Here is a 24,692-nt window from a genome sequence, read left to right as displayed (position 1 = left end):
AGCACCCGGCCGCCCGCCCGCCGGAGCACCGAAGGGATCGCCATGGCCGCCACCGGCCCGATCGACCACGTCGTCGTCCTGGTCCAGGAAAACCACACCACCGACAACTACTTCCGCTCGATGGCCGCGTTCGGCGCGAACGTCGCGACCGGCTGGCCGGTCTCCCCCAACCCGCCGAAGTCCGACCAGCCGCACGACCGCAAGGCCTACTACCGCTGGCTCACGAAGAAGAGCACCGGCGCGCACGTCCAGTTCGACACGGTCGCCGACCTGCCGTTCTACGCCTGGCTCGCGGCGAGCGGCGCGTTCGTCGAGAACCACTGCGCCGGCTACGGCACCAACTCGACGCCGAACCACCTGCTCATCGTCGGCGGCCAGACGCCCACCCTGCGCAATCCGCCGCGCAGCCAGGCCGACCCGGTGTGGGACCTGCCGTCCCTGCCCGGGCTCGCCGCCGACCACGGCGTGAGCTGGAAGGCCTACACCGGGACCAGCGGGTATCCGGTCGAGTTCTACCAGCAGCTCAAGGGGTCGCCCGAGATCGTGCGCTCCGCCCAGATCATCGCCGACGCCCAGGCCGGCGCGCTGCCCGCGCTGTCGATGGTCTGGCACGACTCGCCCTACGACGAGCACCCGCCCGCGGACGTCGGCAAGGGCGAGGACACCGTGTGGCAGGTGGTCGACGCGATCGTGAAGGCCGGGCTCTGGGACTCGACGGTCTTCCTGCTGACCTGGGACGACTGGGGCGGTTTCGACGACCACGTGGCCACGCCGAACGTCGAGATCACCCCGGACGGCGTGCAGCTCGCCTACGGCCCGCGCGTGCCGCTGCTGATGTTCGGCGGCCGGGTCAAACCCGGCATCGACCACCGCTGGTCCTGGCATCCGAGCATCCCGAAGACCGTCATCGACCTGCTGAAGCTGCCGAAGCTCGGCGTCCCGCGCGTCGACGGCGACCCCGGGCTCGCCGACCTCGTCGACCTCTCCCCCGGCGCGAAACTGAACCCGCCGCCCCCGGCGCACGGCACCGCGATCACCCAGCCCGCGCCGCCGAAACCCACACCGACACCGACCCCGGTGCCGCCGCCCCCGGTCGCCAAACCGGCTCCGGTCGGGCCGATCCTGCTGCGCGGCGGCGGCACGCTGCCCCCGCCGAACGACGTGCCCTTGACCGTCCACTAAGGACAAACCGGCCGAGCTCTTGCCGCTCGCGACCCGCCCGGGCCGCTCGGCACGGCGTCGGACCTCACTGCTCAGCGCTCAGGCAAGTACTTGCCTCAGGGGAAAACGAGAGGTACTTTCTCCTCAGGCAAGTACTTGCCTGAGAGGTTGCGCCGCGAAGGAGTGGCAGCAGTGAGCGAACCAACGAACAAACCGACGCCCGAAGAAGCGGCGGCGGCCCTGCGCACGGCCTGGGAGAGCCGGGAGCGGGTGCTCGCCTCCGCGCTGGGCGCGCGGTGGATTCCGATCGTCGCCGGTCTGGTCGTGTTCGGCTACACCGTCGCCATCGACCTGATTTCCTGGACCCGGCCCTGGCTGACCTTCGTCGTGCTGGCCGTCGCACTGGCGCTGGTCGCGGTCCTGCGCACCAGGACCGGCGGCAGCCTGCTCGGCCGTCCGGTTTCGGTGTCGAGCCGGGCGCTGCCTCCCGCCGTCTGGCGCGTCGCGCCCGTGCTCGGCCTGGCGATCGTCGCGGCCGTCGCCGTCCCGGTGCTGCACATCCCGCACGGCACGATCGTCTACGGCGCGCTGGCCGGGCTCTATATCATCTTCCTCGGCCCCAGGTTCCAGCTGTGGCTGCTTCGCCGGCGAGACAAGGACTGAACGGTGGCCGACCTCGATCAGCTCCTGCTGGACCCGACGAGACTGGCCATCGTGGCGCTGCTGTCCGCCGCCGAATGGGCCGAGTTCGGGTTCGTGCGAGACGCGGTGAAGCTGTCGGACTCCGCACTGTCCAAACAGGTCTCCACGCTTTCCAAGAACGAGTACGTGGACGTCCGCAAGGGCTACGTCGGCAAGCGGCCGCGCACGTGGCTCAACCTGACCGACAGCGGCCGCGACACCCTGGCCAAGCACCTCTCCGCCCTGCAAACCATTGCCGTGCAAGCCCGCTCGGACGGCGCCCGGCAACCGCGCGATTGACGCGGTGCCGCGCGTTTCCGGGCCGGGACGCCAACGACGCGGGACGCGAGGCGTCCCGGCCTCCGTTACCGGATCGAACGGGTGACCAGCTCGTCGAAATCCCGGTCCGGCAAGGCCCGGTTGAGCTTCAGCAGCTCCTCCGCGTGCAAACCCACCGCATAGCGGGTCTCCGGCGGGTCAGCTTCCACCGCCCGCCGGATGGTCTCGGCCACGACAGCGGGATCACTACCGTCCGCGAGACCGGTTTCGGATTTGCCCGCCATCGCCTCGGCCATGTGCCCGTACGGGCCGTTTCCGGAGTATTCCCGGAGTTGCGAAGCGGTCTGGTCCTCGAATTCGGTCTTGATGATGCCGGGCTGAATGACCACGACCTCGATGCCGAAAGGCCGGACCTCCATCCGCAGCGTGTCGGAATAAGCCTCGAGCGCGTGTTTCGAGGCGTAGTACCAGGATCCGAGCGGGAGACTGATCTCCCCGCCGATCGAGGAAACGTTGACAATGCGGCCCGACCCTTGCGCGCGCATGGCGGGCAGCACCAGCTGGACGAGCCTGGCGGGCGCGAAAACGTTGACCTGGAACTGATCGCGCGCGGCCGCCAACGGGACGTCTTCGGCGGCTCCGTGCAGCACCGTCCCGGCGTTGTTGATCAGGACGTCGATCCGGCCCTGTTCGTCAAGGACCGTGCGGACGGCGCGGTCGAGGTCCGCTTCGCTGCGGGCGTCCATGGCGAGCGGGCGGCCGCCGGCGGCACGAAGTTCGTCCATTTTGGACACTCGCCGTGCGGCTCCGTAGACGAGGTAGCCCGCCTTCAGCAATTCCAAAGCGGTGGCGTGGCCGATTCCCGCGGACGCTCCGGTCAGCAAGCACACTTTCGGCACGGTTCAGGCCTCCCAGGCGACAGGCAGGTGGTGGACGCCGTAGATGAGCATGTCGGAGCGCACGGCGACGTCTTCGGCGGGAACGGCGAGACGCAGCGACGGGAACCTGCTCAGCAAGGCAGGCAGGGCGACCCGCATCTGGACGCGCGCGAGCTGCTGGCCGAGGCATTGGTGGATGCCGTGGCCGAAGGCGACGTGACCGCTGGTTTTGCGGCGCAGGTCCAGTTTTTCCGGTGCGGGAAAGTGCTCCGGGTCGTGGTTGGCCGCGGGCACCGAGACGGTGACCGATTCGCCGGCGGTCACGTGTTCGCCGCCGAGTTCGAGGTCTTCCAGTGCGGTGCGGACGGTGAACGGGATGATGCTCAGGTAGCGCAGCAGTTCTTCGACCGCGTTGCCGGCCAGCTCCGGGTCGTCGCGCAGCAGGGCGAGCTGGTCAGGGTGTTCGAGCAGCGCGAAGAGGCCCAGCGCGAGCATGTTCGTGGTGGTGTCCAGTCCGGCGCCCAGCAGGGAGAAGCCGATGTTGACCAGTTCGGTATCGGTGAGGTCGCTGCCGGTCAGGTCGCTGAGCACGTCGTCAGCGGGAGCTTTTCGCTTGGCGGCGATCAATTCGCCGATGACGCCGAGCACCGCGCCGTAGGCTTCGCCGGTCTCTTCGGGCGTGTTGTCCAGCCGGAAGAGGGCGAGCGCGTGCTGCTGGAACCGGTCCCGCTCGGCGTAGGGAACTCCGAGCAGTTCGCAGATCGTCTGCGCCGGCAACGGCTGCGCCAACGCCGGGACCACGTCGGCCGGGCTGCCGCGTTCGGCCATGGCGTTCAGGCATTCGTCCGCGATCTCCTGGATCCGCTCGGTCAGCCGGCGCATCCTGCGGACGGTGAACTGGCCGGCGAGCAGCCGCCGGTAACGCGTGTGCTCGGGTGCGTCCATGCTGCCGAACATCCCCGGAGGCGCCGGTTGATCGCTGGTGACGGCTCCGGGAATCGGCAGGTGCCGCAATTCGACCCGCGCGCTGAACCGGCGGTCGGCCAGCACCTCCCGGGCCAGCGCGTGTCCGGTCACCAGCCATCCGGCGTGCCCGTCCGGGTAGTCCAACCGGCTGAGCGGACTCTTCCCGCGCAGCTCGGCCAGCCCCGGCGGCGGGTCGAACGGCTGGCCCGCCGCCCGCTCGGTCGGCAGTGTCCTGGTCATCGCCAGCTCCCTTCCGGTGAACCTCTTGCGGGAAACGGTAGGGCGATGTTTCATGGTGTCGCAAACAGCGGATCTGCGTTTGCGCAGGCCAAACCAGCATTATCGATGCATTGGCCTGCAGCTGAACGCATCGATGGCGGGTCTGGCTCGAGGGCGGAGACGAAGCGGATGTCAGGCGGCAGGTTGAGCTACCCGGAACGCCAGCGCGTCGCGGCCGGGCTGGCGGACGGACTGAGCTACGCCGAGATCGGCCGGCGGCTGGGCAGGCCGAAGTCGACGGTGATCCGCGAGGTCGCCCGCAACGGCGGAGCGCACGACTACCGGGCCGACCACGCCGAGCAAGCCGCCCGGCGACGAGCGCGCCGCCGCACCCCCGCCGCGCCGCCCGCCCCGCCGGCTCGGGCAGCGGCCGATCCGCGGACGCGCGGCGACTTCGAGACGCAGTTCGCGCGGATGGCCGCGCAGACCGGAATGCCCTCGATGATGGCGCGGGTCCTGATCTGCCTGTTCACCGCCGAATCGGGCAGCCGCACCGCGACCGAACTCGCCGCCCGGCTGCGCGTCAGCCCGGCGTCGGTCTCCAAAGCCGTTGCCTGGCTGGAAGAACGCGGGCTGCTGCGGCGCGAGCGGGACGGCCGCCGCGAGCGTTACCTGGTCGACGACCACGTGTGGCAGCGGGCCTGGCTGGCCAGCATGGACGGCATGGCGCAGTGGGCCGATTTCACCCGCCAAGGCGCGGAGCTGTTCGGCGGGGACACACTGGTCGGCATCCGGCTTCTCACGACCAGCCAGTGGCTTCGGCACATCCGGCAGGACATGATCGACGCCGCCGAACACTGGCGGCAGGTTTCCCGCAGCACGAGGTCTTGACCTCCAGCGAACTGGAGGTACCAGGGTGAGCGCATGACCATCTGGATTTGCGGGACGTGCGGGGTCGAACATCCCGACACCGAAGAGCCTCCGGCCGGGACCTGCCGGATCTGCGCGGACGAACGGCAATACGTCCGCGCCTCCGGGCAGGTGTGGACCACAATGGACAAACTGGCCGCCGACCCGCACGACCTGGTCCACGAGGAACCGGAGCCGGGAATCCACCGCCTGCACCGCGAACCGGGGTTCGGCATCGGCCAGCGGACCTACGTGGTCCAGACCAGTGCGGGCAACCTGCTGTGGGATCCGCCCAACGCCCTCGACCCGCCGCTGCTCGACAAGATCGCCGAACTCGGCGGCGCCGCGGCGATCGTCGCCAGCCATCCGCACATGTACGGCTCGCAGGTGAGCCTCAGCCACAGTCTCGGGAACGTCCCGGTACTGGTGCATTCCGCCGATCGGCGATGGGTGCTGCGGGAAGACCCGGTGATCCGCGAATGGCAGGGCGCGGAACGGATTCTGCCCGGGATCACCCTCGTCGAAGCGGGCGGGCACTTCCCGGGCGCCGCGGTCGCGCACATCGCGACGGAGAAGGGAACGCTGCTGGTCGGCGACACCATCGTGCCGGTCGCCGCGCCGGGCTGGGTGACGTTCATGCGCAGCTACCCCAACCAGATCCCGCTTTCCGCCGCTCTCGTCCAGCGGCTTGTGGATCGGCTCGAACCCTACGCATTCGACCGGCTCTACGCCCTGACCGGAGCTTCGCTGCAGACAGACGCGAAGGCTGCCGTACGCCGCTCCGCGCAGCGATACATCGCCTGGGTCAACGGCACCAACGACCACCTCGGCTGACCCGCGGCCACCAACGCCCGAAGCGCCGGGCGGACTGGACACCCACTGAACGTCTGCTGGACCCGCCGCCTCCGCGTCTTGCGGGTCTCGCGGACAGCCAACACATTGGGAGGACACGGAAACGAGGGGGTTGTCATGCTCAGAGCCGGCGCACTCACGGCTGTCACGGCGGGGTTGCTCGCCGCCGTCCCGTTCGTCACCGGCGCGGCGCAGGGAGGGACCGGGTGCTGGTCCACCGCCCCGGTCGAACTGGCCAACGAAGGGGTGTGGAAGTACTCCGACCAGGTTTCGTGGTGTGCGCAGGACTCGAAGATCACGTCGGTGGAGGTGACGGTCACCCACCAGGTGCTCAACCGGGCCTGCCGGTGGGTGGGCCTGGTCGCGGCGTACAGCGAGCCCGCGAAGGACGGCACCGGCCGGACGGTTTACTCCCGAGGCGAATTCGCGTGCCAGGGCACGGTCGGCGCGGACGGCGTGAACCCGTGGGTGACCCTCACCGTCGAGCCGGACGGCACCTACACCGTGGACCGGAGCGGCATCCGCTGGTGACGCCGGCCGGAATCACTCGCCGCGGCGCAGCCGGGAAAGGAGGGCGAGCGTCCGCGTCTCCCCCGGTCCCTGCCCGGTCTCCCGGTGCACGGCGAGCGCGTTCAGGGCGTGCTCGACGGCGGCCTCGGGCTCGCCCCGGGCGAGCAGAGCCCCAGCCAGCGCCGTCAAGGCCTGGCCCCGCAGCGCCCGGTAGCCCGCCCGCTCGGCGAGCGCGAGAGCCTGCCGGGCGGGTTCCGGGTCCGCGGTGACCGTCGTCAGGCCGATCAGCGCGTCGGCCTCCGGGTACCGGTCGCCGGTTTCGCGGATGAGGCCGAGGGCCTGCTCGTACCGGCGGATCGCCTCCGGCCGGTCGCCGAAGCGGGCGAGCACGGCCGCCAGCGCGGCCAGCGCCTCCGCTTCGGTCCGCGGGTCCCCCGCCTCCCGGGCGAGCGCGAGCCCGGTGCCCGCGCATTCGAGCGCCATGGCCCGATGGCCGCGATCGCTGTGCGCCAGGGCGAGCCTGCTGCGGGTTTCCGCTTCGCCGCCCCGGTTTCCGGCCTCGCATTGCAGGTCGAGGGAGCGGCAGAGCAGGTCCACCGCCTCGGCGGTCCGGCCGCGGGCGTGCTGTGCCTGCCCGAGATTGGCGAGGCTGATCGCTTCGCCGTACCGGGACCCGATCCGGCGGTACCGGCGCAGCGCCTGGGTGTAGTGCTCGGCGGCTTCGGCGAGCCTGCCCATTTCCCAGTGGACGAGCCCGAGATTGCCGAAGGCGACCGCCTCCCCGGCCGGCTGGCCGATCCGCCTGCTCAGCGCCAGCCCGCGGCCGAACCGGGACGCGGCGTCGGCGAGCCGCCCGGACTGCCAGTACACGCACCCCAGGTTGCCGAGCACCGCGGCCTGCGCCTCGACCCAGCCCGCCTTCCGCGCGAGCAGCAGCGACGCCGTGTACTGCCGGACTGCCTGCTGGTACCGGCCCTGGCGGAAGTACAGGTCCGCGAGGCTGAGCCGGGCGGCGGCCCGCGCGCGGAGCCCGCCGTCCGCGTCGGCGGCGCTCAGGCCGGCTTCGGCGACCGCGAGCCATTCGACCCGGCGCATGCACATCCAGAAGTACCCGCGCAGCGCATCGGCGAGCCGCGACGCCATCGGCGCCGGGCCGCCCTCGGCCGCGAACCGCACGGCGGCGACCAGGTTGCCGCGTTCGGTGTCCAGCCACGCCGACGCCTCGCCCAGCCCGGCGAACGCGGCCGGGACGCCGGACACCGGCAGCCGCAGCATGTGCGGGTAGAGGAGCCTGGCAGCGCCGTCCGCCGCCGCCAGGTACCAGTCGTAGAGGCGGCGCAGCGCCTGCTCGCGGTCCGCGGCGGACTCCAGCTGTCCGGCTTGCTCGGCGGCGTACCGGCGGAGCAGGTCGTGGAAGCGGTACCGGCCGGGCGGGTGTTCGACCAGGTGCGCGGAGGCGAGCCGGTCCAGCGCCGCGACCGCCTGCGCCGTCTCGACGCCGGCCAGCGCGGCCACGGCCTCGGCGTCGAAATCCGCGCCGGGGATCAGGCTCAGCAACCGGAACAGCCGCTGTGCGTCGGCGGACAGCGCGGCGTGGGACAGGTCGAAGGCGGCCCGCACCGCGGTCTGTTCGTCGCCCGGCACCGCGAGGGCGGCGAGAAGGTTGCCCTCGCGCAGTTCCGCGACGTAGTCCTCGATGTCGGAACTGGGCCGGTCGGCGAGATTGGCCGCGGCGATCCGCAGCGCGAGCGGGAGATGGACGCACAGCTTGGCGAATTCGGCGGCCGCCTCCGGCTCGGCGCGGACGCGCGCGCCCAGGACGCCCGCGAGCAGTTCGACGGCGTCGTCTGGGTTGAGCACGTCGATCGTCAGCCGGCGCGCGCCGTTCACGGCGACGAGCCCGGTCAGGCGGTCGCGTCCGGTCACCACCGTCAGGCACCCGGGCCCGGCGGGCAGCAGCGGCCGGACCTGCTCCGGGCTGACGGCGTTGTCCAGCAGGACCAGAATCCGCCGGTCGGTCGTCATGGTCCGGTACAGCGCCGCCGCGGTCTCCGGGTCCGAAGGGATGCGGGACGGCGAAATCCCCAGCGCGGCAAGGAATTGCGCGAGGATTTCGGCCGATGACGCCGGGGTGCCCGGTGCGTGGCCGCGCAGGTTCGCGTACAGCTGCCCGCCCGGGAAGCGGGACCGGACGCGGTGCGCCCAGTGCACGGCCAGCGCCGTCTTGCCGACGCCCGCAGTGCCGGAGACCACGGCGATGCCGCCGGTCGCCAGACTGTCCAAAAGCGACAGTTCGGCCGTCCGTCCGGCGAAGCCGCGCGGTTCGGCGGGCAGCTGCTTCGGGACCCGGTGCGTCTGCCGGGGCTCGGCGGGCACCGCGGCGCCGGGGTCGCGCAGCACCGCCGCGTGCGCGGCCTGCAGTTCGGGCCCGGGGTCGATGCCGAGTTCGTCGGCGAGCCGCGTCCGCATTTGCCCGTACAGCCGGAACGCCTCGCCCCGTTGCCCGAGCGCGTGATGGGCGCGGATCAGCAGCGCCTGCGCGGCTTCGTCGAGCGGCTGTTCCGCGGCGGCTTCGGCGATGCCGGGCAGGACCTCCGCGGCGGCGCCGGTGTCGATCATCGCCCCGGCGTACCGGCAAAACGTTTCGCGGCGCTCGGCGACCAGCGAAACGACCTTCGGGTGACCGGCGAGCGGCGGCAGGTCGGCCAGCGGCCTGCCGTGCCACAGCCGGAGCGCCTCGCCGAGCGCGACCACGACGCGGGCGGTGTCGGCGTCGCGGTGCGCGTCGTTCGCCTCGGCGATGAGTTCGCGGAACCGCCACAGGTCGACTTCGGCGGCGTCCCGGCGCACGGCGTAGCCGCCGCCGACATGCGGCAGCACCCCGCTGCCCGCTCGCGGCGCACGGCCGGGTTCCAGCAACCGCCGCAGGTGCTTGACGTGTGTCTGGACGACGTTCACCGCACTCGGCGGGGACCGGTCGCCCCACAACGCGTCCACGAGATCCCGCAACGCCACGGCGTCCCCGCCGGCGAGCGCGAGCAGCCCGAGCACCGCGCGCCTGCCGGGCGGGCCGAGGTCGAGTTCGGCGCCGTCGCGCCACGCGCGCAGCGATCCCAGCACTTGGATGTGTACCGATTTCGTCGCCACCGTGGCCCCCAGCTGTCGGCTGCGCGCCAGAACGCTCTCGGCTGCAGGACAAACGTAATGGGTTCGGCGGCCGGCACACAAGAAAGTGGCTCCGCCCGGGCTAAAATACCGCCGACAGCCGGGTGCACGCCAGGGCCGTCCGCCGTCACGGAAGACCATTTCCCGGTCGCGCGCAGTCCTTTGTGGACTCTCCGCGAATCGCCGGTGCGGGCGACCGCTTTCCCGGATCTCGTTGCGGACTCCCCGTTTCCGGCCGCGATCCGCAGTCCAATGGCCGTCCAGTCTCCGTCCAGTACCTCCTGATGAGGTGTTTCGGCGGCGGCCTCGCGCCGTCGAATGCCCAATTCCCGAAACGTGCCCCAAACCGGACAGGAACAGAAAAGAGACGGACATGGAAAATCGTGCCTGGAAGGCATGCGCCCGGGCGGCGGTGGCGATCGCGGTCGGCGTCATGGCGCTGACCACGGGAGTGACGGCGGCTTCCGCCGCGCCGCGTTCCTCGGTGATCGACGTGACCCAGGGCCCGTTCGACCTCGTTCTCGCGAATACCGGGGCCAGAGCCGCGACCCCGGCCGACGACCCGATCACCGCGTTCCACGGCTTCAGCACCTTCCAGAAGCTCGTCATCCAGTCGCAGGGCTTCGATCTCGAAGGAGAGATCCACGGCAGGCTGCGCAGCTACAACTTCAAGGCCCTGTACCAGGTCTACAACCTTCCGTCCTCGGACAGCTGGAAGGTGTGGGTCTTCAGCTTCAAGCACGACAGCAGCCGGAGCGTGCTGAAGGAGACCTACCGCAACGAGCAGCTGATCGACGTCAACATCGACCTCAAGTTCCACGTCGCGGCCGCCAACCTGCGGGGCGTTTCGTCCCTGCGGATCGGTTTCGAGACGCTGCGGCTGCAGTTCAACGGGACGACCAAGGACTTCACGGTCGTCAACGGCGCGTCCGGCGGCGCCAAGGACCAGAACAACAACGACGTCCCGGTGGACTTCCAGCAGGTCTGACCGGGACTCGCCGCCGGCCCTCCGACGTGCCGGCGACGGCGGCGGCCGGCGCGACGCCTCCCCTGGCGCCGGCCGCCGCCGGATTTCTCCCCGCTCGAGCACCGAAGGAGTCGGCATGCTTTTCACGGAACCTCGCGCACTGCTCGCCAGCCGTCGGCCCGGAACCTCGCACGACCGCGGATCGCCCGGCGCGGCTTGGCGGAATCCGGCGAGATTCGCGATAGCCGCCGCGACCGCGACGGCACTCCTGGCCGCCGGCTCCCCCGCCGCGCTGGCGGCCGACGCGCATTTCGTGCCGGAGGCCACCGTCGTCGGCTGGGACGGCACCGTCGCCACAGTCACGTTCCGAGAAGTGAATGTGGCGTTGGGAGGCCGCACGACCACGATTTCCACCAAACTGACCGCCGACGTGAAAGCTTTCTGCACGAACGGCGAGACGACTCTCGATGTCCACGCGTCCGCGACCGGCTTGACCACGGCGGACTACCCGATCAAAAACGGCACCGTCGCCGGAACCGCCAAATTCCCGGTCCAGGTGAAGATCGAGCACGATCCCGGCTACACCTGCGTGCTGCGCCACAAGGAGATCACCGCGTTCCTGGACGACTTCCGGACCGGCGCGACCCTGGTCCACCACCAGAACTGACTTGCCGGCCCGTCCGCGCCCCGCCGACGCCCTCGCGGCGGGGCGCATTCCACCGTCCGGAAGCAGCTTCGCAGCCTGCGAAAACCCCGTCAGTCCACAGTGGACGGACGACGGCCGAGGAAGCCGACGAGGCGGTCCAGCAGCGGCGCGTCGCCGGGCACGCGCACCGGGACGGCGAACATGTAGGGCTGGCGCAGATCCTGCTCGCTGAGCCCGCGCGCGATGCCGTCGGCGGCCTGGACCAGTGCGTCGCCGAAGGGGCTTTCCTGCCCGGTGGCGGTGGCGAGATCCCAGCCGTGCACGACGTGTTCCAGCACCAGATAGCCGAGCACGGCGCGGCCGGGCATCGGCCCCCACGGCAGCGAATGCTCGGCGGCGAGCACTTCTTCCCGCGACCACACGCCCACCGCCCGGACGGCCGCGGCACGGTAGGCGGCGAAGACGTCGGCGCCGGCGAGCCCGACGGTCAGCTCGGGGTCGAATCGCTTGGCGTCCGCCAGATCGGCGTACTGGATCAGGCTTTCGACAACGTGCTCCACGACACCCAGCGCGGTGAAGTCCGGGCACGGTGTCGGCAGCCGCCACTGGTCCGGCTCCACGGCGCGAACGAGGCCGCCGAATCCCTCGGCCGCTTCGTCCAGCATCCCCGCCAGCTCTGTCATCGCGCCACTGAACCACCCGGCGGAGGCGAGGTCAAACCTCCCGCGCGACCGAGCAGAGCACGCGTCCGCCGGTCGGACCGGACAGCTCCGGCCCGCCCCTCGGCCACCCGTTCGGGTAACAGCACCGTGCCGTCCGGCTTCCTCGCCCGCGACCGCCGGAATCGGTGCACAACTGCTGAACACCAGGGAAAAACACCCGGCCGGAATGCCCGGCTGAGCGTTTTGTCTTGTGTCGCGGGCCACCGGATCGCGGTTACTCAGGCTTCTCACAGCGTCGCGTTCATAGCCTGCGACGCGCTTGGGGGTCCCGAACGAACGAGGAGCACGTGACCGTGGCATCAGGTGCTGCCCGGAAATCAGCGCGGGCCAGGATCGCGGCGTCGTGTTCGATCACCGGATTGTCGGCTTAGGACACATCAGCGCGCTCTCCCCCGCCGCCCACCGCAGAAGGAAGCCTTGTGAGCGAGGAACTGTCGCTTTCCCTCGAGGACACCGCGCAGCTCCGCCCGGTGCCGCGCCGCACGCCCGGCCCGGTCCGGCTGCACGCGTTCTTCGAGCGGGCCTGTGACGAGACCCCGGACGCCGTCGCCCTCGAATGCGGACCGGACCGGCTCTCCTACCGGCAGCTCGACGAGCACGCGAACCGGCTCGCGCACACGCTGATCCGCCGGGGCATCGGCCCGCACCGGCGGGTCGGCCTCCTGATTCCGAGGTCGACGCCGATGTACGTCGCCCTGCTCGCGGTGCTGAAGACCGGAGCCGCGTTCGTGCCGATCGATCCCGCGGCGCCCGCGGACCGCGTCGCCTACGTCGCCGCCGACGCCGCGCTCGACCTCCTGCTCGTCGCCCCCGAACTGGCCTCGGCCGCGGCCGAGGTCCGCTGCCCGGTGCTCCGGCCCGGGGAACTCGCGGCCGAGGCGGCGAGCGCCAGCCCGGCGCGGCCCCGGCTCTGGCCGGCCGAGGACGAGGTGTGCTACGTGATCTACACCTCGGGGTCGACCGGGCGGCCGAAGGGCGTCGCGGTGAGCCAGGCGAGCATCTGCAACTTCATCGGGGTCGTCGCGGACATCTACGGCGTGCGCCGCACCGATCGCGTGTACCAGGGCATGACGATCGCGTTCGATTTCTCGATCGAAGAGGTCTGGCCCACCTGGGCGGCGGGGGCCACGCTCGTCGCGGGTCCGGTCGGCGCGGACCGCATCGGATCCGGCCTCGCGGACTTCCTCGAACGGCGCCGCGTCACGGTCCTGTACTGCGTGCCCACGGTGCTGGCCACGGTGGACCGCGACCTGCCGGGCATCCGCACGCTGCTGGTCGGCGGCGAGGCCTGCCCGGCCGAACTGGTCCAGCGGTGGAGCAGGCCGGGCCGCCGGATGCTCAACACCTACGGTCCCACCGAGGCGACGGTGACCGCGACCTGGTGCGAACTGCTCCCCGGCCGTCCGGTCACCATCGGCCGCGCCCTGCCGAGCTACCGGATCCGGCTGCTGGACGAGCGGCGGCGGCCGGTCCCGGACGGCGCCGTCGGGGAGATCTGCATCGGCGGGCCGGGCGTCGCGCTCGGCTACCTGAACCGGCCGGACCTGACCGCCGACCGGTTCCTCGACGACCCGCGGATCACCGGCGGGGGCAGGCTTTACCGCACCGGCGACCTCGGGCGGGTGCTGCCCGGCGGCGAGATCGAGTACCTCGGGCGCGCGGATTCCGAGGTCAAGATCCGCGGGCACCGCATCGACCTCCAGGAGATCGAGAGCGTCCTGATGGAACACGCGGAGGTGGCGGTCGCCGCCGTCGCCCCGCATCCCGCCGCGCCGACCGAGGACCTCGTCGCGTACCTCGCGTTCACCCGCGGCGGCCACGACCGGGACGCGATCGTCGCGCGGCTGCGGGAAAGCCTGCGCCGGCGGCTGCCCGCGCCGATGGTCCCCGGCTACGTCGACACGCTCGCCGAACTGCCCATGATGCCGAGCGGCAAGGTCGACCGCGCCCGCCTTCCCCGCCCGTCCGGCACCCGGTTCCACGCGGTCGCCGCCGCGGCCCCGGAAACCGGCGCGGAACGGGCGATCGCCGCGGTGTGGGGCGAACTGCTCGGCACCGCCGAGGTGTCGGTGACCGCCGATTTCTTCCACGACATCGGCGGCCATTCGCTGCTGGCCGCGCGAGCGGTTTCGCTGCTGCGCCAACGGGGAGTGGCCCCGGACGCGTCCGTCGCCGACGTCTACGCCCACCCCACGATTCGCGCGCTCGCCAAGGCATTCGAGAACCGCGCGCCCGCGCACTCGCCCCGCGAACCGGTCGAGGCGGAGCCGAGCGTCGGCCGGGCGCGGCTGTTCGGCTGGGGCACCGCGCAGGTCGGTGCGCTGTGCCTGCTTCTCCTGCTGCTCGGCGGACCGGCCGCGGCGGTTCTGGGGCAAAGCGCGGGCGTCCTGTCGCTCGGCACCGTGTGGCTGCTGGTCGCGATCGCGCCCGTCCTGTACCTGACCGCGCGGTTCCTGCTGCCGATCGCCGGCGTCCGCCTGCTGTCGCGCGGGATCCGGCCGGGCGAGTATCCATTGTGGAGCGCCGCGTACTTCCGGGTGTGGCTCGTCAGCGGGCTGCTGGCGCTCGCCCCGCTCGGGTCGATGAGCGGATCCCCTTTGCTGCCCTGGTATTTGCGGCTCCTCGGCGCCCGGGTGGGCCGGCACTGCCAGCTCGCGACCGCGAATCTGGGCCTGCCGTCGCTGCTGACGATCGGCGAGGACGTCAGCGTCGGCTACGGCGCGCACGTGCAGAGCGTGCGGGTGCGGGGCAACCGGGTCGAGATCGCCCCGGTCGTGCTGCACGACCGCGTGTTCGTCGGCGCGAACGCGGTCGTCGAGCCGGGCGCCCGGCTCGACGTCGGCTCCGGCCTGGCGGAAATGTCGGCCGCGACGGCCGGGCAGCGCATCCCGGCCGGGCAGTACTGGGCCGGTTCGCCCGCGCAGCGTTGTGCGGAGACCGACCCGCTCGTCGCGGCGTTGCGGGCCCGGGCCGGGCAGGCCCCGTCCCGGGCGTTGCAGGCCCGGTTCGCGGCGGCCTGGCTGGGCATCGAAATGCTGCCCCTGGTGTTCCTCGCCCCGTCCATCGCGCTCGGCAGCTGGCTGTATCTCACGCAGGGCGCTGTCGGCGGATGGTGGGCGTGCCTGCTCGCCGGACCGCTGACCGCGGGCACGGTGTGTTTCGTGGTCTTCACTGGCAAACTGCTCGTCCTTCCCGTCACCCGCCCCGGCGTCCGGTACGTCGCCTCCTCGTTCGGGCTGCGCAAGTGGATCGCGGACAAGCTTCTCGGCGCGAGCCTCGCCGCGACCAACTCGCTCTACTCCACGCTGTACACGCCCGGCTGGCTGCGCGCGCTCGGCGCCCGCATCGGGCCGCGCGCCGAGGTGTCGACGGCCTCCCAGCTCGACCCCGGCCTGCTCACGCTCGGCGCGGAAAGTTTCGTCGCCGACATGGCAGCGGTCGGAGCCGCGACGTACTGCCACGGCCAGGTCGCGGTCGGCCGCACGACAGTCGGGACCCGGTCGTTCCTCGGCAACGCCTCGTTCCTGCGCTCCGGCGCCACGGTCGGCGACGGCTGCCTGATCGGCGTGCACACCGCGGCTCCAGCGGACGGCAGCCCGGACGGCACGTCCTGGCTCGGCACCCCGCCGATCCGGCTCCCCCGCCGCCAGGACAGCGGCCAGTTCGCCGACGAGCTGATCTTCCGGCCGACCCGGCCGCGCGTCGTCGAACGGCTGGTCATCGAGTTCTTCCGGATCGTGGTTCCCGGCAGCCTGCTCGCCGCGGCCGGCTATCTCGTGCTGCTCGCCCAGCTGCAGGCCGGGAAATCGTCCGGCGTGCTCGCCGCCGTCCTCGTGACCCCGGCGGCGGCCCTGCTGAGCGGGTTCGCCGTGGTGCTCGCGGTCGCCGCCGCGAAATGGCTGATCGTCGGGCGGTACCGGCCGCGCGTCGAACCGCTGTGGAGCCGGTTCGTGCGCCGCACCGAGTTCGTCACCGCGCTGTACGAAACCGCCGCCGTGCCCGCGCTGCTGGGATCGCTGGCGGGCACCCCGCTGATGGGCCCGCTGCTTCGGCTGTTCGGCGCGCGGATCGGCAAGCGCTGCTGGATCTCCACGACGTACCTGACCGAATTCGACCTGGTCCGGCTCGGCGACGACGTGTGCGTCGGCCCGGCGACCTCGCTCCAGACCCACCTCTTCGAGGACCGGGTGATGAAAATGTCCACTGTGGACATCCGGGGCGGCGCGAGCGTCGGCGCGCGGTCGGTGGTGCTGTACGACAGCGTGGTCGGCGATCGCACGGAGGTGGACGCGATGTCCCTGGTGATGAAGGGAGAACAGCTTCCCCCGGGGACCGCTTGGCGCGGCATCCCGGCGCGGGGAGTGTCCGGCTAGCCCGCGCGGACGCGCAGGTCCTCGACATCCGCGGTGGCAGCGTTGTCCCGCTGAGCCTCGATTTCTTCCAGCCGCTCCCGCAGCGCGCCGGTCATCAGCCGCCAGGCATCCGAGCCCAGCACCAGGCGGCGCGGCGGATTCGGCGACACCGCGGCGCGGATGACGCCCGCCACCGTGCGTTCCTGGCTGTCGGTCATCTCCTCGACCGGGATCGGCTCCTGGTCGGCCGGCCCGCCTCGGTACGGCGCGCTGACCGGCACCCGGGTCGCCGCGTCGAAGAACCCGGTGCGGACCATGCCCGGCTCGATCAGGGTCGTGCGGACGCCGAACGGCTCCACCTCCGCGGCCAGCGCGTCGAAGAAGCCCTCGATGCCCCATTTGGTCACGTGGTACAGCGAGAACGAGGGAAACGCGAGCTGCCCGCCCATGCTCGACATCTGCATCAGCAACCCGCCGCCCTGCGCTCGCAGGTGCGGCACCACCGCACGGGCGAGCTGGATCGAGCCGGTCAGGTTGGTCGCGATCATCTGGTCGATCTGCGCGTCGGTCAGGTCCTCGGCGGTGGCGAACACGCCGTAGCCCGCGTTGGACACGACGACGTCGATGCGCCCGTGCGCGGCGAACGCCTCCCCGACGACGGCACGCACCCGCGCGGTGTCGGTCACGTCCAGCGCCCGCACCCAGAGGCGGTCGCCGTAGCGCGCCGCGAGGTCGTCCACCTGCTCGGGCCGGCGCAACGTGGCCGCGACCCGGTCCCCGCGCGCCAGCACCTGCTCGACGAGTTCCCGGCCCATCCCCCGGGAAGCACCGGTCACGAACCAGCTTTTCGACATGATCGTCTCCTGTCTGTTTGAGCCTGCCGGAATCAACAACCTCAAGCATGCCAACAAAACTCCATGCGCGGGATGACACTTCCGGATCGAAGCCATACGCTCGCCGTATGGGTGAGGTAACCGTGTCCGGGCTGCGGGTCGTCCGGGAAATCGCGCTGACCGGATCGTTCACCGCGGCGGCGCGGCTGCTCGGCTATTCGCAACCGGCGATCTCGCGTCAGGTCGCCGCGATGGAGACGGCGACCGGATCCGCGCTGTTCCTCCGCGAAGGCCGCGGCGTGCGGCTCACCCCGGCGGGCGCCGTCGTGATGGACCACGCGGGCCGGATCCTGGCCGGCGTCGAGGCGTTGCACCAGGATCTCTCGGCCCTGGACGACCGCTTGTCCGGCCGGATCAAGCTGGGCGCCTTCCCCGCCGCGACCGCCGTCCTGGTCCCCCTGGCGATGGCCCGGCTGCGCACCGAACATCCGGGCCTTGAAGTGACGCTGGCCGAAGGACCGACACCCACCCTCCTGCGGCAACTGCGCGCCCGGCGCTTGACGCTGGCCGTCATCGGCGCCGGCGCCGGACTCCCGGACTACGACCTGTCCGGCCTCGGGCAAGAGATCGTGTCCGCCGGCGGCCTGTGCGTCGCCGTGCCCGCCGGTCACCGGCTTGCCAACACCGACACTGTCCCCGTCGCCGAACTCGCCGGCGAAACCTGGATCGCCGGGTCGGGCACCGGCGGCGACCCCCAGTTCCAGGCTTGGCCCACTCTCGCCGACCCGGTCGTCGGCCACGCCGTGCGCGGCTGGCCCGCCCGGCTCGGCCTGGTCGCCGCGGGACTGGGCGTATGCCTGGTGCCGGAGGTCGCCGCACTGTCCATCCCGGCCGGGGTGACCACCGTCGACGTCGACGACCCGGCCTGGCTCGGCCGGTCGACTGTCGCGGTCACCCCGCCGGACCCGGACGCCGAAACCGCCGCGGTGGTCGCCGCTCTGCGCCACGCCGGCGAGGAAATCCGGCACCGCCGCCGGAATCCCGCGCGGCCCGGGACGTAATGCGCGAACCGCCCAGCGCGTTGTTCACAACCGGTTGTTCACGTCTGCGTTTTCCGGCGGTGAACAACGGGGCCGCCCTACAACGAACTCCGGACGGGCCCGAGGCCGTCGACGCGACGGCCGCGGCAACGGGTCCGGAAAGGGGAATCATGTTGCGGACAATCGTCACCAGGGCGATGGCAGTCGCCGCGGTGGGAATGCTGCTGGCGGCGCCGGCCGCCTCGGCCACGACAGCGCAAGTCCGGGCCGGCGACCACCTGACCGGCGCGTTCGTGAAGTTCCACACCACCGACAACGACAAGGACGGCGATTCGCACGTCACTGTCTTCGTCAAGGAGCGGGACGGGACCATCGCCGCACGCGTCGACAACGATTTCGGGCGGTTCCCGGACAACAGCGACAACGGCCCGTTCGGGCTGGAGATCGTGGACCCCGCCTCGCGCGACGACTTCGCCGGCGGGCAGGTCATCGTCCGGATGGACCCCAAGGGCCACGACACCTGGGAGTTCACCATGTACGTCGAGCTGCAGTTCGACAACGGCCGCAAGAAGAACGTGCAGTCGGAGAACCTCCGGCTCACGCAGGACGGCCGCCAGCAGGCGTTCCCGATTCCCTGACGGTTCGCGCCGCGTTGTCCTCCTCTCGGGGCGGGGAGGGCAACGCGCTCAGGGACAGGGCGGCCGGTAGTCCAGCTCGGGGAAAGAGGCGTCCCATTCGGCGCGGCTGATCCGGGGGTAGCCGAGCGCGCAGGCCCGCGCCGCCGCCCGCTCGGGGCTCGTCTCCCACAGCCGCACCGTGTGATCGCTCGACGCGGTGAGCACGAACCGGCCGTCCGGGCTGAACGCCGCCCCGGTCACCCCGTCGCTGTGCCCGCTCAGCACGCCCTGGTCGACCGGCTTGCCCGGATCGCCGACGTCCCACAGCCGGACCGTGCGGTCCTGGCCGCCGGTGACGAGCCGGCGGCCGTCCGGGCTGAAGGCCACCCCGTAGACCGCGTCGGAGTGCCCGCCGACGACCGCGGTCGTCCGGGGACTCCTGGGGTCGCTGAAATCCCACAACCGGACGGTGTGGTCGTTGCTTCCGGTGGCGAGATGCCTGCCGTCGGGGCTGAAGGCGAGCCGGCCGATCGAGTCGGCGTGCCCGGTTCCGGCCGACACGAGCCGGGGGTGCCCGGGATCGGCGACGTCCCACAGCCGGAGCACGCCGTCCTCGGCCCCGGTGCCGAGCAGCCGCCCGTCCGGGCTGAAGGCGACCGCGTCCGCACCGCCGGAATGGCCGGCCGCGACGCCCAGCAGCCGCGGCCGGGACCGGTCGGCGAGGTCCCACAACCGCACGGTGCCGTCCCAGCTCGCGGTGGCCGCCAGCCGCCCGTCCGGGCTCAGCACGGCCCGGCTCACCGCGGCCGTGTGTCCGGTGAGGACACTCAGCTCGCGCGGGCGGGCGGGATCGGCGAGGTCCCACAGCCGCGCGGTCCGATCGCGGCTCGCGGTGATCAGCGACCGCCCGTCGCGGCTGAACTCCGCGGTGAACATCGCGTCCGGCTGCCGGATCGTCGCCAGCGGCCGCGGTCGCAGCGGATCGGCCGCGTCGAGGAGGCGGACCGTGCGGTCCATGCCCGCGGTGGCGATCATCCGGCCGTCGGCGGAGAACGCCGCCGAGACGACGGTGTCCGCATGGTCGGCGAGCGGGAGCGCCGCGAGGTCCGTCAGCCGGAGCGTCCGGTCGCCGCCGCCGGAGGCGAGTGTGCTGCCGTCCGGGCTGAACGCCAGCGCGTAAACGGTGTTGGTGTGGCCGGCCAGCGCGGCGATCCGCGGCGCGCGGGCCGGGTCGGTGACGTCCCAGAGCAGCACGGTGTTGTCGTCGCCGGCGGTGGCGAGCAGCTTCCCGTCCGGAGAGAACCGGAGCGTGGTGACGGCCGCGGTGTGTCCAGCGAGGACGGACACCCGCCGCGGGCGTTCCGGATCGCTGACCTCCCACAGGTTCGGCGAGTAGTCCCGGTCGTCGGCGGTGGCGAGCAGCCGCCCGTCCGGGCTGAACGCGGACCTGCTCTGGCCGTCCACAGTGGACATTCGGCGGGGCTGCGCCGGATCGCGCACGTTCCACAGCGCGGTGCCGTGGTCCGGGCCGGTGAGGGCGAGCAGCGAGCCGTCCGGGCTGAGTTCGGCGGAGCGGACCGAGCCCGCCGAGACGGGGACGGCGCCGACTTCCCTCGGCGCGCGAAGGTTGGTGAGATCCCACAGCCGCACCGTTTCGCCGCCGGTGGCGAGCAGCCGACCGTCGCGGCTGAACGAGACGGCGGTGACGTTCGAGGTATGTCCAGTGAGGACAGTCAGCCGCCGCGGGCGAGCCGGGTCGGCGAGGTCCCACAACCGCACCGTGCGGTCCGCGCCCGCGGTGGCGAGCACCCGGCCGCCCGGCCGGAACCGTGCCGCACCGGTGTTGTCGCCGATCGTGCCCAGCTGCCGGGGCTGGAAGGGATTGGCGACGTCCCACAGCCGTACCGTGCGGTCGGCGCTCGCGGTGGCGAGCAGGCGCCCGTCCTCGCTGTAGCTCGCCGAGTAGACCCGGTCGGTGTGCGCGGTGATCCTCGCGGCGTACGGCGTCGCCAACGTGCTGAGCAGGCCGTCGCGGGTCTCCGGCATCGGAGCCAGCCGGTACGCGGCGAGACTCAACTGCACCGAGAGCGCCGGATTGGTCGCACGGATCGCGGCGGCGTCCCCGACCGCCTTGCGGGCGAGCGCGGTGTCGCGCCGTTCGGTTGCGGTGTTCTCCGCCCGCACCGCGACCACGATGGCCCCGGCGGCGAGCAGCAACAGCACCGCGAGCAGCCCGGCGAACTGCTGCAGCCTGCGGGTCCGGCGGCGCACCGCGGCCTGTTCCCGGGCCCGCGCGGCCAGGCTGGCGGCGAGGAATTCCCGTTCCGCCGGATTCAGCGCTCCGCCGTGGTCGCGCGCCCAGTCGTCGGCGAGGGTGAGCCGGGTGCCGCGGTGGAGGGCGCCGGGGTCTCGGTCGACCGACTCCCACGCCTTGGCCGCCTCGGTCAGTTCCCGGTGCACGCGCAGCCCGTCGCGGTCTTCGGCGAGCCAGTCGCTCAGCCGGGGCCAGTTCCGGATCAGCGCTTCGTGGGTGATCTCGACGGTTTCGCGGTCGATGGTGAGCAGCCGAGCCGCAGCCAGCACTTCGAGGACCGCGGCGTCGTCCTCGCCGGTGTCCACTTCGGCCAGGTCGACCCGGCGCTTGGTGTCCTCAGTCCCCTCGCCCAGCGCTGTCAACCGCACGAACAGCCGCCGCGCGATCTCCCGCTGCCGCTCGGTCAGTGCGGTGTAGACCGTCTCGGCGGTGCGGGCGACCGCGTGCTCGATCCCGCCTGCCGCCTCGTACCCGGCCACGGTCAGCGTTGCGCCGCTTCGCCGCCGCCAGGTCTCCAGCAGCGCGTGCGAAACCAGCGGCAGCACCGAGGGCCTGCCGACCGCGTCCGCGACCAGCCGCGACACGAGCGCCGCCTCGACCATGCACCCCGCGGCCGCGGCGGGCCGGGTGATCGTTTCCCGCAGGTCCTCCGGGGTCATCGGCCCGACGAGCACCTGCGCGCCGCGCAGCGCGTCCACCAGCGCGGGATAGCGGGCGCAGTGCCCGTAGAAATCCGCCCGGACCCCGATGACGACGCGAGCCCTGCTCGTCGGCCCGGATGCCGCGGCGACCAGCGCGTCGATCAGCCACTCCCGCTCGTCCTCGGCACGGCAGAGCGTGAAGACTTCCTCGAACTGGTCCACGACGAGCAGCAGGTCCACATCGGACGGCCGGTCCGCCATCGCCTGCCGGATCAGCAGACGCGCGTGCGCCGGGTCGGCGGCGAGTTCGGCCCGCAGCGCGGGCGCGGATCGCCCGGTCGGCCCGGCGAGCGCGACCGCGAACTCCTCCACCGGACACGCGCCCGGGGTCAGCACCACCACCGGACTGCCGCCGCGCCCGGCCCGCGCCGCGAGCCCCGCCCGCAGCACCGAGGACTTGCCCGAGCCCGAGGCGCCGAACACCCCGGTGAACCGGCGCCGCGCCGCCAGGTCCGCCAGTTCCTCGACCACCCGGTCCCGGCCGAAGAACCGGTCCGCCTGAGCCGCCTGGAACGCGGCGAGCCCCAGATACGGCGCCCGCTCTCCCGGCTCGCGCTCCTCCTCCGGCCCGGCGGACCGCTCGGCGGCGATCTCGGCGACCAGGGCGTGCCAGCGCTCGCGCCACTCCTCGACGTCGCCGCCGCAGCCGCGCACGTAAGCCAGCGTCACCACCAGACTGGGCACCCGGCGGCCGCTCGCGGCCGTCGACAACGCGGCCACCGAGTAGTTCACCCGCCCGGCGAGCTCGCGGTAGGTGGGAGTGCCCGCTTTGTCCCGCAACCGGCGCAGCCCAGCGGCGAACCTCCCCAGCGCGCTGTCCTCCGCGTCCAGCGGGCGCTCACTACGCGGCACCGTCACGCTCCCTCGACCGATGCCATTGTTGACAGCCGCGTTGTGCACCGTCCAGCTTTCCGGCGGCAGACAACACTGTTGCCTTACCAAGATCTCCGCGCGAACGGTCAGGACGCGCGGAGATTCGGGGCGATCTTGGGGCCTCAAATGGCGAGATCGGCTGATGTGTCGAATATGCAGCCAGACGAAGCGTTCTCGCTCTTTTCCGCGGCCGAATGCATGCTTCGCTGCCGGATCAGCAATTCTTCCCGAGTTGCTTCAGCCCTTACCGCAGGCGGCTGGAGAAGAACGACACGATCTCGCGGACCGCGTCGCCGCGCTGCTGAGCCGGTGTCAGCTTGCCGACGCAGCTCGCGGGCGCGTCGTCCTCGCCGCCGATTTTGCCGGGCGACCATTCGGTGTTGTAGAAGTTGTGGTTCGCGCCGGCGAGCGTCACCGAGCTGACGTCGGGGTTCTTTCCCTTGGCGTCCTTGACGTACTGCAGGCCTACCGTGCCGACAGCGCCGTCACAGCTGCTGACTACGACCTTGAACGGCACCCGGGTGACCAGGACGTCGCTGTTGTCGTCCTCGGTCGAGTTGAAGTAGACCGGCGCGAGCGGGACGACCGCGCGGATCCGCACGCCGGCGGGCCATTCCGGCGTGTGTTTGTCGGAGGCCTGCCACATCACTCCCTTGCCGCCGCGGGAATGGCCCATCGTTCCGACGCGCGAGAGGTCGACATGTCCGCGGAACCGCCCGAGAGTGCTCGCCAGGGGGCCTTCGCCGCGGGCGAGGTCGCGCCACAGCTGCAGGTGCTTGTTGACCAGGTGGGCGCGGGCGAAGTAGCCCTCGTCGCCGAGGACGTGCGCGTTGATGGCGTTGGCGCTGATCGACACGACGACGAAGCCGCGTTCGGCCAGCTTCTCGCCGAGGTAGTCGTAGCCGCGGTAGCTCGGCAGCGTCCGCTGTCCCGGCGGGCAGGGCCAGTCGCCGCCCGGGGTTTTCGCGACCGGGTCCTGGCAGCTCCACCAGCTGCCGTGCTCCTGGACGATCAGCGGATGCGGGCGGGCGCCGAGGTCGCGCGGATAGTGCACGACGGCGGCCAGCTCCATCGGCACGGACACGGTGGGGTCGCGGAAAGCCTGATCGCCGAGGTTGTACTCGACGACGCCGACGCCCTGCGCCGCGGACGCCTGCGGTGCCGCGATGGTCACCAAGGCCAGCGCCAGTACGGCGAGGGCCGTGCGAAGGAAGTTCATGGCGCACAGGGTGCCGAAGAAGTGTCAAGGACTCATGAGCGTCGGCCGGGCCGGTCGCTTCGCGAACTTGGCCGCCGAACGGCGACTTCTGCCAAGGTGGAAGCATCGAGGCGGAGGAAAGGCGGACACGATGCGGAATTGGCGAAGATGGCTGGCGGCGGCGGTGCCGGGATTGTGCCTCGCCGCCTGCACTGGCGCCACCAGCCAGCCGGAATCCGCACCGGCGGCCCCGAAGACGCCGGTTTCCGCGACGTCGGCCCCCTCGCTCAGCGGAAGCCAGGACACGGCGAAGTTCGCCCCGACGGCCCGGAAGCGCGCGCAGGAGGCCGGGGTGTCGCCGCGGCTGGTCATGGCGATCCTGTTCAACGAGTCGTACAAACCGCACGACCCTGGTCTCGAGCGCGCCTGGCAGCGGATGAAACCGGGAGCCGCGTTCGGGGTCGCGAACATGCACGAGGCGACCTTCGACGCCACGAAGAAGGGCAGGGCGTTCGCCGGGCGCGCCTGGGACCAGCTGCCCGACGATCCGGACCTGGCCATCCAGGCTGAAGCCTGGTACCTGCACGACCTGGCCGCGCAGCTGCCCTCGCACCGATCCGGCTCGATCACCTCCGACGAGCTCCTCGCGCTCGGCTACAACGCCGGGCCCGGCGCGATGAAGACCTTCGCGCGCGGGACCAAACCCGGCCCGCAGGCACAGTCCTATTTGGACACACTGCGCGGGAACTGGGGAAAGGCCGGCCAGGCGCTCGGCGAGTCCTGAACGGATTCGCGTCCCGGCGGGCCGG

General features: G+C 71.9%; 19 protein-coding genes. 12 read left to right on the top strand and 7 right to left on the bottom strand.

Going from position 1 to position 24,692, the window contains the following annotated elements; all coding sequences use genetic code 11:
• Nucleotides 1-42: 42 nt before the first annotated feature.
• From ABD156_RS16370 to ABD156_RS16360, 3 genes are all read left to right on the top strand, one after another.
• Nucleotides 43-1,182: an alkaline phosphatase family protein gene (locus ABD156_RS16370; protein ID WP_344273324.1), complete on the top strand. Its 1,140-nt coding sequence runs from the start codon at nucleotides 43-45 to the stop codon at nucleotides 1,180-1,182.
• A 171-nt stretch (nucleotides 1,183-1,353) separates the two neighbouring features.
• Nucleotides 1,354-1,824, top strand: a complete 471-nt coding sequence (locus ABD156_RS16365) for a hypothetical protein (protein WP_344273321.1) — start codon at nucleotides 1,354-1,356, stop codon at nucleotides 1,822-1,824.
• Nucleotides 1,825-1,827: 3 nt separating this feature from the next.
• Nucleotides 1,828-2,142: a winged helix-turn-helix domain-containing protein gene (locus tag ABD156_RS16360; RefSeq protein WP_344273319.1), complete on the top strand. Its 315-nt coding sequence runs from the start codon at nucleotides 1,828-1,830 to the stop codon at nucleotides 2,140-2,142.
• Between the two features lie 65 nt (nucleotides 2,143-2,207).
• Here ABD156_RS16360 and ABD156_RS16355 read toward each other — a convergent pair whose 3' ends face one another.
• Nucleotides 2,208-3,020 carry an oxidoreductase gene (locus tag ABD156_RS16355; protein ID WP_344273317.1) on the bottom strand — a complete coding sequence of 271 codons (813 nt, stop codon included), beginning with the start codon at nucleotides 3,018-3,020 and terminating at the stop codon, nucleotides 2,208-2,210.
• A gap of 3 nt (nucleotides 3,021-3,023) precedes the next feature.
• On the bottom strand, nucleotides 3,024-4,205 hold the full coding sequence (locus tag ABD156_RS16350) for a cytochrome P450 (RefSeq protein ID WP_344273315.1): 1,182 nt from the start codon (nucleotides 4,203-4,205) through the stop codon (nucleotides 3,024-3,026).
• Between the two features lie 168 nt (nucleotides 4,206-4,373).
• On the opposite strand from ABD156_RS16350, the gene ABD156_RS16345 reads away from it, so the two are divergent.
• From ABD156_RS16345 to ABD156_RS16335, 3 genes are all read left to right on the top strand, one after another.
• A complete protein-coding gene (locus tag ABD156_RS16345) occupies nucleotides 4,374-5,075 on the top strand; it encodes a helix-turn-helix domain-containing protein (RefSeq protein ID WP_344273312.1) in 702 nt (233 codons plus the stop codon).
• 33 nt (nucleotides 5,076-5,108) lie between these two features.
• Nucleotides 5,109-5,927, top strand: coding sequence for an MBL fold metallo-hydrolase (locus tag ABD156_RS16340; RefSeq protein ID WP_344273309.1), 819 nt, complete (start codon nucleotides 5,109-5,111; stop codon nucleotides 5,925-5,927).
• 135 nt (nucleotides 5,928-6,062) lie between these two features.
• Nucleotides 6,063-6,476 (top strand): hypothetical protein, encoded by a 414-nt coding sequence (locus ABD156_RS16335; RefSeq protein ID WP_344273306.1) that lies wholly within the window; start codon nucleotides 6,063-6,065, stop codon nucleotides 6,474-6,476.
• Nucleotides 6,477-6,488: 12 nt separating this feature from the next.
• Here ABD156_RS16335 and ABD156_RS16330 read toward each other — a convergent pair whose 3' ends face one another.
• The gene (locus tag ABD156_RS16330) at nucleotides 6,489-9,602 is read right to left on the bottom strand and encodes an AfsR/SARP family transcriptional regulator (protein WP_344273303.1); all 3,114 of its coding nucleotides are present in this window, start codon (nucleotides 9,600-9,602) and stop codon (nucleotides 6,489-6,491) included.
• A gap of 391 nt (nucleotides 9,603-9,993) precedes the next feature.
• On the opposite strand from ABD156_RS16330, the gene ABD156_RS16325 reads away from it, so the two are divergent.
• Entirely contained in the window at nucleotides 9,994-10,608 is a 615-nt protein-coding gene (locus ABD156_RS16325) for a hypothetical protein (RefSeq protein ID WP_344273300.1), read from the top strand.
• Between the two features lie 115 nt (nucleotides 10,609-10,723).
• Nucleotides 10,724-11,254 (top strand): hypothetical protein, encoded by a 531-nt coding sequence (locus ABD156_RS16320; protein WP_344273297.1) that lies wholly within the window; start codon nucleotides 10,724-10,726, stop codon nucleotides 11,252-11,254.
• 89 nt (nucleotides 11,255-11,343) lie between these two features.
• Here ABD156_RS16320 and ABD156_RS16315 read toward each other — a convergent pair whose 3' ends face one another.
• Nucleotides 11,344-11,916, bottom strand: a complete 573-nt coding sequence (locus ABD156_RS16315; RefSeq protein ID WP_344273293.1) for a TIGR03086 family metal-binding protein — start codon at nucleotides 11,914-11,916, stop codon at nucleotides 11,344-11,346.
• Between the two features lie 458 nt (nucleotides 11,917-12,374).
• Here ABD156_RS16315 and ABD156_RS16310 point away from each other — a divergent pair, with 458 nt between their 5' ends.
• Nucleotides 12,375-16,328 carry a Pls/PosA family non-ribosomal peptide synthetase gene (locus ABD156_RS16310; protein WP_344273291.1) on the top strand — a complete coding sequence of 1,318 codons (3,954 nt, stop codon included), beginning with the start codon at nucleotides 12,375-12,377 and terminating at the stop codon, nucleotides 16,326-16,328.
• Here ABD156_RS16310 and ABD156_RS16305 read toward each other — a convergent pair.
• Complete coding sequence (locus ABD156_RS16305; protein ID WP_344273288.1) at nucleotides 16,325-17,161, bottom strand: SDR family oxidoreductase; 837 nt, start codon at nucleotides 17,159-17,161, stop codon at nucleotides 16,325-16,327. The genes ABD156_RS16310 and ABD156_RS16305 overlap by 4 nt on opposite strands.
• Before the next feature lie 107 nt (nucleotides 17,162-17,268).
• On the opposite strand from ABD156_RS16305, the gene ABD156_RS16300 reads away from it, so the two are divergent.
• Together ABD156_RS16300 and ABD156_RS16295 are read left to right on the top strand one after the other, a co-directional pair.
• Nucleotides 17,269-18,201: a LysR family transcriptional regulator gene (locus ABD156_RS16300; RefSeq protein WP_344273285.1), complete on the top strand. Its 933-nt coding sequence runs from the start codon at nucleotides 17,269-17,271 to the stop codon at nucleotides 18,199-18,201.
• A 149-nt stretch (nucleotides 18,202-18,350) separates the two neighbouring features.
• Nucleotides 18,351-18,818 (top strand): hypothetical protein, encoded by a 468-nt coding sequence (locus ABD156_RS16295; RefSeq protein ID WP_344273282.1) that lies wholly within the window; start codon nucleotides 18,351-18,353, stop codon nucleotides 18,816-18,818.
• 48 nt (nucleotides 18,819-18,866) lie between these two features.
• Here ABD156_RS16295 and ABD156_RS16290 read toward each other — a convergent pair whose 3' ends face one another.
• Together ABD156_RS16290 and ABD156_RS16285 are read right to left on the bottom strand one after the other, a co-directional pair.
• Entirely contained in the window at nucleotides 18,867-22,664 is a 3,798-nt protein-coding gene (locus ABD156_RS16290) for an nSTAND1 domain-containing NTPase (protein ID WP_344273278.1), read from the bottom strand.
• Nucleotides 22,665-22,929: 265 nt separating this feature from the next.
• Complete coding sequence (locus tag ABD156_RS16285; protein WP_344273275.1) at nucleotides 22,930-23,904, bottom strand: alpha/beta hydrolase family protein; 975 nt, start codon at nucleotides 23,902-23,904, stop codon at nucleotides 22,930-22,932.
• Nucleotides 23,905-24,034: 130 nt separating this feature from the next.
• On the opposite strand from ABD156_RS16285, the gene ABD156_RS16280 reads away from it, so the two are divergent.
• Nucleotides 24,035-24,667, top strand: coding sequence for a transglycosylase SLT domain-containing protein (locus tag ABD156_RS16280; protein ID WP_344273272.1), 633 nt, complete (start codon nucleotides 24,035-24,037; stop codon nucleotides 24,665-24,667).
• The last annotated feature ends 25 nt before the right edge of the window (nucleotides 24,668-24,692 follow it).

It is taken from the genome of Amycolatopsis albidoflavus (assembly GCF_039525725.1).
Classification (GTDB): Bacteria; Actinomycetota; Actinomycetes; order Mycobacteriales; family Pseudonocardiaceae; genus Amycolatopsis; species Amycolatopsis albidoflava.
Note: the sequence above shows the minus strand (reverse complement) of the source record. Positions and strands in the feature narration are given on the sequence as shown.